Annotated in this window: 13 protein-coding genes; 5 read left to right on the forward strand and 8 right to left on the reverse strand. The window is 70.0% G+C overall.

Annotated features, from left to right (window positions below; translation table 11 throughout):
* Window positions 1–28 precede the first annotated feature (28 nt).
* Window positions 29–1,438 (reverse strand): aldehyde dehydrogenase family protein, encoded by a 1,410-nt coding sequence (locus ABZU75_RS16415; RefSeq protein ID WP_355554683.1) that lies wholly within the window; start codon window positions 1,436–1,438, stop codon window positions 29–31.
* Window positions 1,439–1,637: 199 nt separating this feature from the next.
* Window positions 1,638–2,258, reverse strand: coding sequence for a disulfide bond formation protein DsbA (locus ABZU75_RS16420; RefSeq protein ID WP_350964248.1), 621 nt, complete (start codon window positions 2,256–2,258; stop codon window positions 1,638–1,640).
* A 219-nt stretch (window positions 2,259–2,477) separates the two neighbouring features.
* Here ABZU75_RS16420 and pepN point away from each other — a divergent pair, with 219 nt between their 5' ends.
* Entirely contained in the window at window positions 2,478–5,045 is a 2,568-nt protein-coding gene (pepN, locus tag ABZU75_RS16425) for an aminopeptidase N (RefSeq protein ID WP_355554686.1), read from the forward strand.
* A 241-nt stretch (window positions 5,046–5,286) separates the two neighbouring features.
* Entirely contained in the window at window positions 5,287–6,249 is a 963-nt protein-coding gene (locus ABZU75_RS16430) for a hypothetical protein (RefSeq protein WP_355554688.1), read from the forward strand.
* Window positions 6,250–6,294: 45 nt separating this feature from the next.
* Here the strand turns inward: ABZU75_RS16430 and ABZU75_RS16435 are convergent, their stop codons facing one another.
* From ABZU75_RS16435 to ABZU75_RS16450, 4 genes are read right to left on the reverse strand one after another with little or no spacing between them, the layout of a single operon-like run.
* Entirely contained in the window at window positions 6,295–6,846 is a 552-nt protein-coding gene (locus ABZU75_RS16435; RefSeq protein ID WP_355554690.1) for a hypothetical protein, read from the reverse strand.
* A 44-nt stretch (window positions 6,847–6,890) separates the two neighbouring features.
* A complete protein-coding gene (locus tag ABZU75_RS16440; RefSeq protein WP_355554692.1) occupies window positions 6,891–7,253 on the reverse strand; it encodes a DUF5130 family protein in 363 nt (120 codons plus the stop codon).
* A gap of 35 nt (window positions 7,254–7,288) precedes the next feature.
* Complete coding sequence (locus ABZU75_RS16445) at window positions 7,289–7,588, reverse strand: hypothetical protein (RefSeq protein ID WP_350929726.1); 300 nt, start codon at window positions 7,586–7,588, stop codon at window positions 7,289–7,291.
* Window positions 7,589–7,626: 38 nt separating this feature from the next.
* A complete protein-coding gene (locus ABZU75_RS16450) occupies window positions 7,627–9,048 on the reverse strand; it encodes an amidase (RefSeq protein ID WP_355554694.1) in 1,422 nt (473 codons plus the stop codon).
* A gap of 360 nt (window positions 9,049–9,408) precedes the next feature.
* Between ABZU75_RS16450 and ABZU75_RS16455 the strand changes: the two genes are divergently transcribed.
* From ABZU75_RS16455 to ABZU75_RS16465, 3 genes are all read left to right on the forward strand, one after another.
* On the forward strand, window positions 9,409–10,026 hold the full coding sequence (locus ABZU75_RS16455; RefSeq protein WP_355554696.1) for a nuclease-related domain-containing protein: 618 nt from the start codon (window positions 9,409–9,411) through the stop codon (window positions 10,024–10,026).
* 165 nt (window positions 10,027–10,191) lie between these two features.
* Entirely contained in the window at window positions 10,192–12,030 is a 1,839-nt protein-coding gene (gene ilvD / locus ABZU75_RS16460; protein WP_355554698.1) for a dihydroxy-acid dehydratase, read from the forward strand.
* Between the two features lie 81 nt (window positions 12,031–12,111).
* A complete protein-coding gene (locus ABZU75_RS16465; protein ID WP_350929730.1) occupies window positions 12,112–12,594 on the forward strand; it encodes a WYL domain-containing protein in 483 nt (160 codons plus the stop codon).
* Between the two features lie 77 nt (window positions 12,595–12,671).
* Here ABZU75_RS16465 and ABZU75_RS16470 read toward each other — a convergent pair whose 3' ends face one another.
* Together ABZU75_RS16470 and ABZU75_RS16475 are read right to left on the reverse strand one after the other, a co-directional pair.
* A complete protein-coding gene (locus tag ABZU75_RS16470; RefSeq protein ID WP_355554701.1) occupies window positions 12,672–12,896 on the reverse strand; it encodes a zinc ribbon domain-containing protein in 225 nt (74 codons plus the stop codon).
* 105 nt (window positions 12,897–13,001) lie between these two features.
* Window positions 13,002–13,823, reverse strand: a complete 822-nt coding sequence (locus ABZU75_RS16475; RefSeq protein WP_355554703.1) for a GNAT family N-acetyltransferase — start codon at window positions 13,821–13,823, stop codon at window positions 13,002–13,004.
* Window positions 13,824–13,908 lie beyond the last annotated feature (85 nt).

Here is a 13,908-nt window from a genome sequence, read left to right on the forward strand (position 1 = left end):
CGGGCGCGGACAGCCGCGCCCGGCGCCCTCAGAGCTGGATCGCCTTGATCTCCAGATACTCCTCAAGGCCGAACTCGCCCAGCTCGCGGCCCAGGCCCGACTGCTTGTAGCCGCCGAAGGGGGCTCGCGGATTGAACTGACCGCCGTTGATCGCCACCTGGCCGGTGCGCAGCCGTCGTGCGACCTCGACCGCGCGCTGCTCGCCACCCGCCCACACCGCACCGGCCAGGCCGTACGGGGTGCCGTTGGCGATGGCGACGGCCTCGTCCTCACCCCGGGTGTAGGGAATGATCGTGAGGACCGGGCCGAAGATCTCCTCCTGCTCGATCACCATCCCCGGCTCCACCCCGGCGAACACCGTGGGCTCCACGTAGAAACCGCGCTCCATCGGCCGGTCGGTGCCTCCGGTGACCAGCCGGGCACCTTCCTCCTGGCCTCGGTTGATGTAGCGGATCACCCGGTCACGCTGGGCCGCCGACACGAGCGGGCCGAGCCGGGTCGCCTCGTCGAAGGGATCGCCGACCGTGTACTTCCGCGCGGCGTCGACGACGAGACGGACCACCTCGTCGTACTGGTCCCGGTGGACGATCATGCGGGTCCAGGCGGAGCAGGTCTGGCCGGAGTTGAGGAAGGCGTTGGCCACCGTCGCCTTGGCCGCCGCCGGAAGGTCCGCGTCCGGCAGGACCAGGCTGGCGGACTTGCCACCGAGCTCCAGGGCCACCCGCTTGATCGTCTCGGCCGCGAGCGAGGCGACCCGGCGCCCGGCCCCGGTGGAACCGGTGAACGACACCATGTCCACCTCCGGGTGGGTGACCAGGGCCTCACCCACCACCGGGCCGTAACCGCTGAGCATGTTGAAGACCCCGGCGGGCAACCCGACCTCGTCGAAGATCCCGGCGAGCGCGAAGGCCGCCAGCGGAGCCACCTCGCTGGGCTTCAGCACGACGGTGCAGCCCGCGGCGAGCGCGGCGCCCACCTTGCAGACGACCTGGTGAAGGGGGTAGTTCCAGGGGGTGATGGCGGCGACCACCCCGACCGGCTCCCTGAAGACGCGGGAGTTGCCGACCTGCCCGCCCTCGAAGTCGTAGGTCTCGGCCAGCTGGGCGTAGGAGGCCAGCACCCCGGCCGGCATCAGCGTCTGCACCCTCATCGCCACGCCGTACGGCGCGCCCATGTCCGTGGCGATGATCCTGGCTATCTGGTCGGAGCGTTCTCGTATCAGCCCGGCGGCGGCGGCGAGGATCCGGCCTCGCTCGGCGGGAGCCGTCGCCGACCAGGAGGGAAAGGCCTCACGGGCGGCGGCCACGGCGACCTCGACGTCGGCGGGCGTCCCGGCGGGCACCCTGTCGATCAGCTCCTCGGTCGCCGGGTTGATCACGTCAATGCTCTCGCCCGACGCGGAGGGCTGCCAGGCTCCATCCAGATAAAGGTGACGCATGCCCCTCATCTTTGCGCGCGTGCCCCTGTTTCGCGAGGGCGCGGCGGGTACCGCGATCACACAGAGATCATCGTTGTACGGGGACACAACCGCGATTCCACCGGCCCGGCGGACCACGGCTCCGGGGAGGCCGGGCGTGCCCGGCCCCGGCCCGCCGCGGTCACGCCCGGCGGGCCTGGGGAAAGGACGGAGCCGCGAATCAGTCGAAGATCGGACGCCGGTCCCTAGACCGCTTGAGCTCGAAGAAGCCGTCGGTGGCCGCGACCAGCCGTACCCCGTCCCAGAGCTTGCCCGCGTCCTCGCCCTTGGGCGCGGGCGAGATGACCGGGCCGAAGAAGGCGACGCCCTCGACCGAGATCACCGGGGTGCCGACCTCCTGGCCGACCCGGTCGATGCCGTCGTTGTGCGAGGCGCGCAGTGCCTCGTCGAACTCCGTCGAGTCCATCGCGTCGGCGAACGCGCGGTCGAGCCCGGCGGCCTCCAGGGCCTCCTCGACGGTCTCGCGGAGCGTGTCGAGCTCCTTGACCCTGCCCTGGTTGTGAAAGCGGGTGCCAAGCTCGGTGTAGAGGCGGCCCACCGTCTCGGAGTCGTACTTCTCCTGCACCGCGGTGACCACTCGGACCGGGCCGATGGCCTTGGCGATCATCTCGCGGTAGCTGTCGGGGACCTCCTTGTCCTCGTTCAGCACGTTGAGGCTCATGATGTGCCAGCGCGGCTCGATCGGCCGCACCTTCTCCACTTCCAGCAGCCAGCGAGAGGTCATCCACGCGAACGGGCAGAAGGGGTCAAACCAGAGGTCAACGGGGGTTCGCTCAGTCATCTTCTTGGCTTCCTGATCGTAAGATTTCGTCGACAGCGACAACCCGGACAGCCGAGTTCCCTATTCCATGGGTGGATTAATACCTTTACATGTGGCTTTATTCTCAAATTTAATGATCAGCCCACAGGTTGTGCCAACGCCGCGCGTCGCGGCCTTACATGGCAGGATTCAGTCACCCCCTAGCAACGGAGCGGGGGAAGCTGTGAAGAGGGAGCGGTAGTGGCAGGCAATCTGACCCGTGATGAGGCGCGCGAGCGCGCACGGCTGCTCAGTGTGCAGTCCTATGCGGTGGAGCTCGACCTGACCGAGGGTGAGGAGCGCTTCGAGAGCGTCACCACGGTCCGCTTCACCAGCACCCGCCCGGGTGCCGAGACGTTCGTCGACCTGGCCGGCGCGAAAGTGCGCAAGGCGGTCCTGAACGGCGTCGAGCTGGACGTGAGCGGCTATGACCTGGAGACCGGGCGGCTGCCGCTGCCGGGTCTGGCCGAGACCAACGAGCTGCGCGTGGACGCCGACTGTTCCTACACCCGCACCGGCGAGGGCCTGCACCGCTTCGTCGATCCGGTCGACAAGAGCGTCTATCTGTACAGCCAGTTCGAGACGGCCGACGCGCACCGGATGTACGCGTGCTTCGACCAGCCCGACCTGAAGGCCACCTTCGAGCTGACCGTGCTCGCGCCGTCCCACTGGGAGGTCATCTCCAACGCGGCGCCCGACTCGGCCGAGGAGCTGGCGGAGCACCATGGCAAGCACAGTGCGCTCCAGGCGGCCAAGCGCTGGCACTTCCCGCCCACCCCGGTGATGTCGACCTACATCACCGCGCTGTGCGCCGGGCCGTACCACAAGGTGACCTCCGAGCACGACGGCATCCCGCTGGGCCTGTACTGCCGGGCCTCGCTCGCCGAGCACCTCGACCCGGAGAACCTCTTCGAGGTGACCAGGCAGGGCTTCGACTTCTTCCACGAGATCTTCGGCGTCCGCTACCCGTTCGGGAAGTACGACCAGCTCTTCGTCCCCGAGTTCAACGCCGGGGCGATGGAGAACGCGGGCTGCGTGACCTTCCTGGAGGACTACGTCTTCCGTTCGCGTGTCACCGGCGCGATGATCGAGCGCCGCGCCGAGACGCTCCTGCACGAGATGGCGCACATGTGGTTCGGTGACCTGGTCACCATGCGCTGGTGGGACGACCTGTGGCTGAACGAGTCGTTCGCCACCTACGCCTCGGTGCTCTGCCAGGCCGAGGCCACCCGCTGGGGCCAGAGCGCCTGGACCACCTTCGCCAACGTCGAGAAGTCCTGGGCCTACCGCCAGGACCAGCTGCCCTCGACCCACCCGATCGCCGCCGACATCGTCGACATGCACGCGGTCGAGGTCAACTTCGACGGGATCACGTACGCCAAGGGCGCCTCGGTCCTCAAGCAGCTCGTCGCCTACGTGGGGCTGGACAACTTCCTGGCCGGGGTACGCGACTACTTCCGCGAGCACGCCTGGGGCAACACCACGCTCGCGGACCTGCTCGGCGCGCTGGAGCGCACCTCGGGGCGCGACCTGTCCTCCTGGTCGAAGGAGTGGCTGGAGACCTCCTGGGTCAACACGCTGCGCCCGTCGTTCACCACCGACCCCGAGGGCCGTTTCATCGAGTTCGACGTGCTCCAGGAGGCCCCCGCCGACTACCCGACGCTGCGCTCGCACCGCGTGGCCATCGGCCTGTACTCCCTGCGGGACGACAGGCTGGTCCGGGTGAGGCGAGTCGAGCTGGACGTGGTCGGCGCGCGCACCGCGGTGGCCGAGCTGGTCGGCGAGGTACAGCCGGACCTGATCCTGATCAACGACGACGACCTGACCTACGCCAAGGTCAGGCTCGACGAGCGGTCGCTGCAGACCGTGGTGAACGGCGGCATCGGCAAGTTCACCGAGTCCCTGCCCCGTGCGCTGTGCTGGTCGGCCGCCTGGGACATGACCCGGGACGCCGAGATGTCCGCCCGCGACTATCTCGCCCTGGTCGTCTCCGGGATCAAGTCGATCACCGACATCACGGTCGCCCAGACCGTGCTCCGCCAGACCCGCCTGGCCCTCCAGCAGTACGCCGATCCCGCCTGGCGCGCCCAGGGCATGGCCCGGCTGACCTCCGCGCTGCGCGACCTGGTCACCGGTGCCGCTCCCGGCTCCGACTACCAGCTCGCCTACCTGAACGCGCTGGCCGCCACCGCCACCTCAACCGAGGACCTGGCGTTCCTGAAGGGGCTGCTGGACGGTGAGACCGTGCTCGACGGCCTCACCGTCGACGCCGACCTGCGCTGGACACTGACCGGCGCCCTGGTCTCCGGCGGCCTGCTCGGCGAGGAGGACATCGCTCAGGAACTGCTGCGCGACGCCACCGCGACGGGCGAGCGTTCCGCCGCGCTCTCCCGTGCCTCGATCCCGACGGTCCAGGGCAAGGCGAACGCCTGGGCCGCGATCATCGAGGGCAAGCTGAGCGGCGCGCTGCTCCGCTCGACGATCCTCGGCTTCATGGACGCACGCCACCCGGAGCTGCTGGAGCCGTACGCGGCGAAGTACTTCGAGGAGATCGGCAGGATCTGGGAGTCCTGGACCTCCGACAGCGCTCAGAACTTCGCCAACGGCTGCTACCCGGCTCTGGTCATCTCCCCCGAGACGGTCGCCAGGACCCAGGACTTCATCTCGGCCGACCAGCCACCGCACGCCCTGCGGCGCCTGCTGCTCGAGGGCGCCGACGGTATCGGCCGCGCCCTGCGCGCCCAGGCCAAGGACGCCTCCACGGGCTGACCTCGCCGCTGAGACCGGACGGACACTCCCCGCCAGGACGGGCGGGGAGTGTCCGTCCGGTGCGCCGTCACGGGCCGCTGAGGCCGGGCGGCCCTGAGCACCTCAGGGCGAACGCTGGTAGAGATAGGTGTCAACCGCAAGAAACACCCCATGTCCGGCTCCGTCCGGTCATCGAGATCTCGCCGGGGGTGAGGACTCCGGGCTCCGGCCCCGGAAAGCGAAGTCAAGAGAGGGCAACCCCGTGGAATCGGCACGTGATCTGCTCATCTCCCTGGCCAGGAGGTACGCCTTTGGTGATGTCGGAGCCCTCGCCTCCGGTGTCGTGGAGAAGGCGGGCGACATCGAGGCGGCGTGCGAGTTCGGCCAGCGGCTGCTCTCGCTCGACGCGGAGGACTTCGCCGCCGAGGCGCGGGCCGTACCGAGTGACCTGCGGCGGCGGGCTCGGGCCTGCACGATGCCGCAGACACCCCGCGAGCAGCCACGCGGCGCGCTGGAGTCGCTGCGGCCCGCGTACGGGCTGCTGCTGGAGGTCATCGCGGTCAGGTGGCACCGTCGCGAGCTGAGCCCCATGGTCGCCGCCATCCACATCGCCAGCGAGTATCTCCCGCTGCTCGCATTCGAGCCGGTACTCGGCAACGCCGGTGATCCCGCGCGCTGGCCGGAGGGCCTGACCGCGCCGGACAGCAGGTTCGGGGTGATCGGCGACCGCGAGTGCGATCACACGAAGGCCGAGCAGTCGGCGGTCAACCGGACACTGCGCGTGGCGGGAGAGCCCGCCGAGGGGTGGCGCGCCTACTTCGACCGCCAGCACAGCCAGGTCGCCGGGGCGCTGGCCACCTGCGTGGCCGACTGCCGCAACCCCTGCACCGCGATGGACTGGGTGCGGGCGGACCGCCGCGACGACCTCGCCCTGCGTGCCGGTGTGGCGCTGGCCTTCGCCGAGACCCCGCTGGTGCGGCTGCGTCACGCCGCTCCGGTGGGCCACGGGTTCGGCGTGCCCTCTCCCGAGGAGGTCATCGAGGCCTGGGAGCGCAGCCGGACCATCCTGGCCAAGAACGAGGTGGGCATCGAGGCGTCCGGTGACGACGGCTTCCCCCTGCCGGGGCTGCCGGCCCTGTTCTCCGCCGTCGCGAGCGCCCCGGTGACGCCCTCGACGCTGCTGACGGACATCAGCAGTCACCTGGTGCGGCTTCTCCAGTCCTGAACCGGCCCTGAACCGACGCTGAGCCGACGCTGATGGCGGGGTGGATCAGAGCAACCGGCTGACGAACACCGACAGCGCGCAGCAGGCGATGGAGAGCAGCATCAGCCAGACGCCCCGGCGGATGTAGCGCTGCTTGGCGTCTCCGACGGCGCTGAGCCTCCTGATCTCCAGGACGAGCAGGTCGACCCTGTCGCCGGGCCTCGATCCCGGCCGTACCTCGCCGCCGAACCCCCCGGGATAGAACCGGCGTCTCTCCAGCGTCCTGCCCGCCAGCCTCGCGGTACGGCGGTAGAGGGCTCCGACGAGCATGAGGATCCCCATCAGCCAGAAGAACATGCCGGTCCACCAGAGCCATTCGATCTTGCTGGACAGCTCGCCGGGCCTCCAGTACCCGTTCAGCAGCCCGACGACGACGGCACCGGCTGCCGCGCCCGTCGTGACCAGCAGGATGACCGCCGTCTCATCCTCCCTGCGGACCCTCGCCCGGACATCGGCGAATGCCTCCTGCACGTAGCCGATGATCATGTCGGGCTCCCGCGCCGCCGTGAACCCCCTGGAAGAGCGACCCAGCAGCGCGTCCCACCTGATCCTCAGCACGAGCCGATTATCCGGGAAAATCATCTTCGCTCAGCGCGAACGGATCATCCGCGCCGCGACGCCCGGTCCGCCAGCAGCAGGACTCCGGTGACCACCCCGCCCACCAGGTCGCCCAGGCCGAGGATCGCGGCCATCGACATCGCGGCCGCGCGGCATTCGGCGTCGGGCAGCCACGCCCTGGCCCGCGGACCTGTGACGATCTCCAGCGCCCTCCCGCGATGGTCCACGAAGACGAGCACCGCCCTGTCGGCCTCCTCTCCCAGCGCGGCGTGCAGCCGCTCCGAGAAGTGACGGCGCGGGCCGATCGCCGGCCCGAGGTAGGCGGCGAAGCGCAGTCCGGTGAGCCGCTCCGCGGTGCGCAGGGCCCCGCGGACGTCGTCCCCCTCTGTCGAGGTCAGGGTCAGCATCTCCGTACCTCGCCTTCGCCTGCCCTCGCCGGGCCTCACCAGGCCGCCGACGCTCCACCGGTGTGCCGCCCCGGCTCGGCGGTCTCCGCGAGCGAGACCCAGTCTGCCTCAGGCGCCGCAGGCAGGCTCGGACGCCGCTCCGTCAGCACCAGGACGGCATCGCTGACCCCGCGCTCGCTGCCGAACGGTCCCCCCAGCCAGACCGCACCCGCCGATGTGCTCCTCGCGGCCCTGTCGCGCATCCTGCCGGGCATCGTCACAAGCAGGACGATGAGCAGGAACAGGCCACCGGAGACCCCGATGAGAAAGCCCAGGACCTCGATCGCGCTGTCCATGTCTCAAAAGTAACCCCAGGCCGACGGCCCGTCGAGGACTACCAGGTGGTGGGCCTGCGCTCACCCCAGAAACCCCCGCGAGCGGCCTCGATCTGCGACGACACGGAGATCAGGGTGCCCTCGCCGCCGAACCTGCCGGCCAGCATCACGCCGATCGGGAGGCCGTCCGCGCTCCAGTGCAGCGGCAGGTTGACCGCGGGCTGGCCGCTGACGTTGTAGACGGCGGGGAAGGCGGCGAACCGCTTCATCCGCTCGAAGGTCTCCTCGGGGCCCTCGACGTCCTCGAACCAGCCCACGGGCCTGGGCGGTTGCGTCACGGTCGGGGTGAGCACCGCGTCGTATGGGTCGGTCGCCAGCAGGCCGAACCGGGTGGCGAGCTGCAGCGCCGACTGGGCCTGCAGGAAGTCGGGGGCCGGGGTGGCGAAGCCGCGCTCGCGCAGCCAGGCGGTCAGCGGCCGGAGCCTGTCCTGCTTGGTCAGATCGACCGGGTGCATGCACGAGAACGCGTACCAGAGCGTCACGAACTGCGGTACCGTGTCCGGCCCGAACGGCGGGGCGATGTCGACCACCTCGTGTCCGAGTGCCGCCAGTTCCGCCGAGGCGTGCTCGTAGGCGGCGAGCACCTCGGGGTCCACCACGACGCCGGGGACCAGCGGCTCGGCGTAGCGGGCGATCCGCAGGCGACCGGGGTCGCGGCCCACGTACGCGTGGAAGGAGCCGAGTTCCGGCGGCGGCGCGTGATAGAGGTCGCCGGGATTGTGGTGGGCCATCACGTCGAGCAGCACGGCGGCGTCGGCGACGGTTCTGGTGATCGGGCCGTTGGTCGACAGGCCGGCCAGGTCGGGAACTATCGGTGCGAAGCTGATCCTGCCCCGGGAGGGCTTGATACCGAACAGCCCGCAGACCGAGGCGGGGATGCGGATCGACCCGGCGCCGTCGCTGCCCTGCGCGGCGGGGGCCAGGCCCGCGGCGACCGCCGCCGCCGCGCCGCCGCTGGACCCGCCGGCCGACCGGGAGAGATCCCACGGGGTGCGGCTGGGCGCCGAGACGGCGGTCTCGGTGTAGCACGGCAGCCCGAACTCGGGCGTCGCGGTCTTGCCGAGCATGATCGTCCCGGCGTCCCTGAGCCGCTCGACCACGCTGTCGTCCACCGGCGCGACGAAGTCCTCGTAGGTGGCCGAGCCGAAGTGGATCGGCACGCCCTTGACGAGGTTGAGGTCCTTGATCGGGATCGGCACCCCGGCCAGGGGCGAGGGATCGTCTCCGGCGAGCACCCTCGCCTCGACCTTGTGCGCCTGCTCCAGGGCGAGTTCGGGGGTCACCGTTACGTACGCGCCGATCTGGGGGTCCAGGCGGGCGATCCGGTCGAGGTAGTGCTCGGTGATCTCGACGGGCGAGACCTCCCTGCGCCGCACGGCTGCCGCCTGCTCCAGAGCGTTAAGATCGTGAATGTGAGCCACGCCCCGCACAGTAGGCGCAGAGCGCGCGGTTATCCAGAGTGGAAGCCCGTAGATACCCGGTTCATAGCAGCGCCAAGCGGGTGACGGCGGTCACAAAAGTATGAGATACGCAATACTAGGCACCCCCCGAGGACGTCAGCTACCGTGAGTTACGTGGATTCCGGTCAGGTACCAGAAGACGGTAACACTACGTCACCGATTTGGGTCAGTGACCGACAGGCCGAGGATCGGCCGACGTCTCGACCCACCGCACCAGCGTCTACGTACGCACCCGTCGAGCGCGCCGCGCTGCGCAGCCTGCTCGATCACCCCAAGTACCGCCACCTGCGCCGACGCGTTCTCGTCGCGGTCGGTGTGGGCGTGCTCGCGGCCATCCTGCTGGCCAGCTGGCAGCTGGGCTTCACCGCCGCCGTGGTGGCCGCGATCGTCGACACGGCGCTTCACGCCCGTTCCAACTCGTCGGTGCCCGCCTGGCGGCGCTCCTCGGTCGCGGAACGGCGGACGGAGATGCAGTTGAAACGGCTGGAGCGCGGGGGCTACCGTACCCTGCACGCCCGCGCGATCCCCGGCAGCGAGGCCCAGATCGACCACCTGGTCGTGGGTCCCACCGGTGTCTACGCGGTCGACTCCGAGAAGTGGGACAAGCGCCTGCCCGTCCGCGTCCAGTCGCACCGCAAGCTGTTCCACGGCCCGTTCAACCAGAAGCCCCGTCTCGACGAGGCGCGCTGGGAGGCGTCCCAGGCCGCCGAGCTGATCGGTGCGGAGCTCGGCCGTGAGATCGCGATCGTGCCGTCCCTGGCGATCTACGGCCCGGCCATCCCCTGGAAGGTCCTCAACGTCCGCGAGGTCGACGTATTCGACGGCAGTCGTGTCCGTAAATGGATCACCAAGCGGGAGCGCTCACTCACCGACACCGAGATCGACAGAATCTACGAGGTCGCCGCGCAGGTCCTGCCCGCGCGCTACCCGGAGAACTGACCTCGGCCGTCCTCACCGGCTCTCCCACACGGTGTCCGCGAAGCGGCGGTGTTCGCGGAACCTGTGGTCACGAACCCGATGTCTCATGGCATGGGCAGTCGTCTCACGCGCTGAGCGGTGGCCGTACCATTCATAGACCACGGTTTCGATGATGGGAGAAGCCTCATGCCCGCCCTCAGGTCTCGTACGGTCACTCACGGCAGGAACATGGCCGGGGCCCGGGCCCTACTCCGGGCGACGGGCGTGGCCGGCGAGGACTTCGGGAAACCGATCATCGCGGTGGCCAACAGCTTCACCCAGTTCGTCCCCGGGCACGTCCACCTGCGCGAGGTCGGCGACGTCGTGGCCGGCGCGATCCGCGAGGCGGGGGCGATCCCTCGCGAGTTCAACACGATCGCGGTCGACGACGGCATCGCGATGGGCCACGGCGGCATGCTGTACTCGCTGCCCAGCCGCGAACTGATCGCGGACGCGGTCGAGTACATGGTCAACGCGCACTGTGCCGACGCGCTGATCTGCGTCTCCAACTGCGACAAGATCACTCCGGGCATGCTGCTCGCCGCCTTCCGGCTGAACATCCCCACGGTCTTCGTCTCCGGCGGTCCGATGGAGGCGGGCAAGACCCCCAACGGGAAGCTCGACCTGATCGACCCGATGATCGCCGCGGCCAACGACGCCGTCTCCGACGCGGAGCTGCTGGAGATGGAGGAGAACGCCTGCCCGACCTGTGGTTCGTGCAGCGGCATGTTCACCGCCAACTCGATGAACTGCCTCGCCGAGGCCATCGGCCTCGCGCTCCCGGGCAACGGCACGATCCTGGCCACGCACAAGGCACGCAGGAAGCTGTTCGAGGACGCCGGACGCCGGCTCGTGGAGATCACCCGCCGCTACTACGAGCAGGACGACGAGACGGTCCTGCCGCGCGCCATCGCGACCAAGGACGCGTTCGAGAACGCCATGGCGCTGGACGTGGCGATGGGCGGCTCGACCAACACGATCCTGCACATCCTCGCCGCGGCCCGCGAGGCCCAGGTCGACTTCGGGCTGAAGGAGATCAACGAGATCTCGCTGCGGGTGCCCTGCCTGTGCAAGGTCGCCCCCGCCACCGCGAAGTACCACGTCGAGGACGTCCACCGCGCCGGCGGCATCCCGGCGATCCTGGGCGAGCTCGACCGGGGCGGTCTGCTCCACCGCGACGCCTACACGGTCAACGGCGGCACCCTGGGCGACTACCTCGACGCCTGGGACCCGCAGTCGCCGCGTGCGCTGCCCGAGGCCCTTGAGCTGTGGCACGCGGGCCCCGGCAACGCCCGCACCGTGAAGCCCTTCTCCCAGGGCGCCCGCTGGGAGGAACTGGACCTCGACCGGTCCGAGGGCTGCGTGCGTGACATCGAGCACGCCTACACCCGCGACGGCGGCCTGGCCGTCCTCTACGGCAACATCGCCACCGAGGGCTGCATCGTCAAGACCGCCGGGGTCGACGAGTCGATCTGGAGGTTCGAGGGCCCCGCGGTGGTCTTCGAGTCGCAGGACGACGCGGTCGAGGGCATCCTCAACAACAAGGTCAAGGCCGGCGACGTCGTGGTGATCCGCTACGAGGGGCCGAAGGGCGGGCCCGGCATGCAGGAGATGCTGTACCCCACCTCCTTCCTCAAGGGCAAGGGGCTGGGCAAGGACTGCGCGCTGGTCACCGACGGCCGTTTCTCCGGCGGCACGAGCGGACTGTCCATCGGTCACGCCTCCCCCGAGGCGGCCGAGGGCGGCATCATCGCGCTCGTCGAGAACGGCGACCTCGTCACGATCGACATCCCCGGCCGCTCGATCGAGCTGAAGGTCTCGGAGGAGGAACTGGCCGCCCGCCGGGAGAAGCTCCTGGCCGACCTGGGCGGTTACCGGCCGCGGACGCGCCAGCGCCCGGTGAGCGCCGCGCTGCAGGCGTACGCCGCGCTTACCACCTCCGCCTCCACCGGTGCCTCGCGCGACCTGTCACAGCTGTCACGCTGACCTGGGCTTCCTATCGGGTAGAGATGCCTTACCCGATAGGAGGTTCGAAAAAATGTCAGTGCTCGGACGTATTATCTGGGTATGACTAGCGTCATGAAGCTCACCACCCCGCTGACAGCCGCCGAGATCGCCGCCCTCGCCCTGTCGATGGCGCATCTGGGGTCGAGTCCGCAGGCAGGCGCCGCTCGCAGCGGCCTGCGTCATGCGTTCGAGCAGATGGAGATCGACGACGACGTCGTCGCCACCACCCTGACGACCCTCACCGAGCCGATGCCCGCCCCGATCGCCGACCGCGCCCGGACGATCGCCAACGCCATCACCTCAGGCCTCGTCATCCGCCTCCACTACCGTGACGTCTCCGGACGGATCACAGTCCGTGACGTCGACCCGGTGACCTGCATGGTCCACCGCGAATACTGGTATCTCGTCGGCATGTGCCGCATGCGCCACGCGATCCGGGCGTTCCGGTTCGACCGGATCGTCGCCACCGAACCCACCTTCGTGCCGGCCCGCCCGCACCGAGCCGAGGGATTCCTGCCCTTCCAGGGCAAGCGCGCCGCATAACCGGTCGCGGTCAGGTCATCTCGAGCTGCCACCCCGGGCCGGTCCGGGCCGGTCCGGGGGGCAGACTCCCGATGTGGTCAGCCGCAGCAGCCGCCGCCGCAACACCCGCCACCGCCGCCGCCGGAGGGCCGGGGCGCGGCCGAGGAACTCGCGGAGCCGCCGGTCACCGCGACGGTGGACAGCAGCTTGACCGTGTCGTCGTGGCCGTCGGGGCAGAGCGCCGGCTCACCGGAGCGTGCCATCGGACGGGAGATCTCAAAGGTGGACCCGCAGGCGCGGCAGCGGAAGTCGTATCGGGGCATGACGCCAAGGTTACCCGGCTCGCTCGCCGCACACCCGTGCCGCCGGCGTCCTGTCTCTTCGCGCGAGGCCTCCCCGGGCGGGCGGGAAACGTGCGCCGAGAAAGGTCAGGCGAAGGTGATGGAGGCGTAGTCGGCCACCGGCCGGTAGCCGATCGCCTGGTAGATCGAGTTGGACGTGGGGTTGGACAGGTCCGTGAAGAGCAGCACCTCCTCGGCGCCCTCGGTGAGCACCTTGGCGCTCACCGCGTGCGAGAGCGCGGTGCCGTAGCCCTTCCGGCGAAACTCCGCGGGCGTGTAGACGGGGCCGACCCGGGACATCCCGCCGATGGGCGAGGAGGCCCCGGCGAACGCGACGGGCCGCCCGCCCGCCTCCCACACGAGCAGTTCCCGTCTGGCGATCCGGCTGGCCACCAGCGGGGTCAGGTCGACAGGGCCGACGGCCTCGGCCTCGGCCTGGAACTCCTCGCCCCACCGGACCAGGAGATCGAGGTCGTCGGCGACGGCCACACGCGAGGCCCCTTGCGGAGCGGGGTCCGGGCCAAGCAGCACGTCGAGCCGGTAGAGGCGTTCCGCGCGGCGCTTGGCCTCGGGTCGCCACCAGGAGGCGGCGAACGCCTCGGCCAGCGGGAGCGGCCCGGTCACGCCGGGGATCGCCCTCTCCTTCTCGATCAGGTCGGTGGCGAGGCCGAGTACGGTGTCGGCGGGGATATCGGGGAGCAGCAGGGGGTGCGGAGGCGTCTGGATCGCGGTCGCCACGATCCGGTCGTCGCGCTCCAGCCTGCCCAGCAGCACGTCATCGCCCCACAGGCCGCTCCGTACGGCGCGCAGGACCGTGAGAGGGACGGTGTTGCGGACCGGATCTCGCAGCAGCCACGGCTCCGCCATCCCCGCGTACGCCTCGATGTCGGAGGTGAAGGTCCATGTCATGACCATGATTGTGCCTATCGGGGATCACCGGCGCCAACGGGCATGCCGCCGTGGGGGGGCCGGGGGGGGGGCGCCGCGCGGGGCG

It is taken from the genome of Streptosporangium sp. NPDC005286, from assembly GCF_040607515.1.
GTDB lineage: Bacteria > Actinomycetota > Actinomycetes > Streptosporangiales > Streptosporangiaceae > Streptosporangium.

What these genes read in the sequence shown, in the direction of transcription:
- ABZU75_RS16415 (WP_355554683.1), bottom strand. Translation starts at nt 1,438, where the DNA reads ATGCGTCACCTTTATCTGGATGGAGCCTGGCAGCCCTCCGCGTCGGGC.
- ABZU75_RS16420 (WP_350964248.1), bottom strand. Translation starts at nt 2,258, where the DNA reads ATGACTGAGCGAACCCCCGTTGACCTCTGGTTTGACCCCTTCTGCCCG.
- ABZU75_RS16440 (WP_355554692.1), bottom strand. Translation starts at nt 7,253, where the DNA reads ATGCTGACCCTGACCTCGACAGAGGGGGACGACGTCCGCGGGGCCCTG.
- ABZU75_RS16445 (WP_350929726.1), bottom strand. Translation starts at nt 7,588, where the DNA reads ATGGACAGCGCGATCGAGGTCCTGGGCTTTCTCATCGGGGTCTCCGGT.
- ilvD (WP_355554698.1), top strand. Translation starts at nt 10,192, where the DNA reads ATGCCCGCCCTCAGGTCTCGTACGGTCACTCACGGCAGGAACATGGCC.
- ABZU75_RS16465 (WP_350929730.1), top strand. Translation starts at nt 12,112, where the DNA reads ATGACTAGCGTCATGAAGCTCACCACCCCGCTGACAGCCGCCGAGATC.
- ABZU75_RS16470 (WP_355554701.1), bottom strand. Translation starts at nt 12,896, where the DNA reads ATGCCCCGATACGACTTCCGCTGCCGCGCCTGCGGGTCCACCTTTGAG.
- ABZU75_RS16475 (WP_355554703.1), bottom strand. Translation starts at nt 13,823, where the DNA reads ATGACATGGACCTTCACCTCCGACATCGAGGCGTACGCGGGGATGGCG.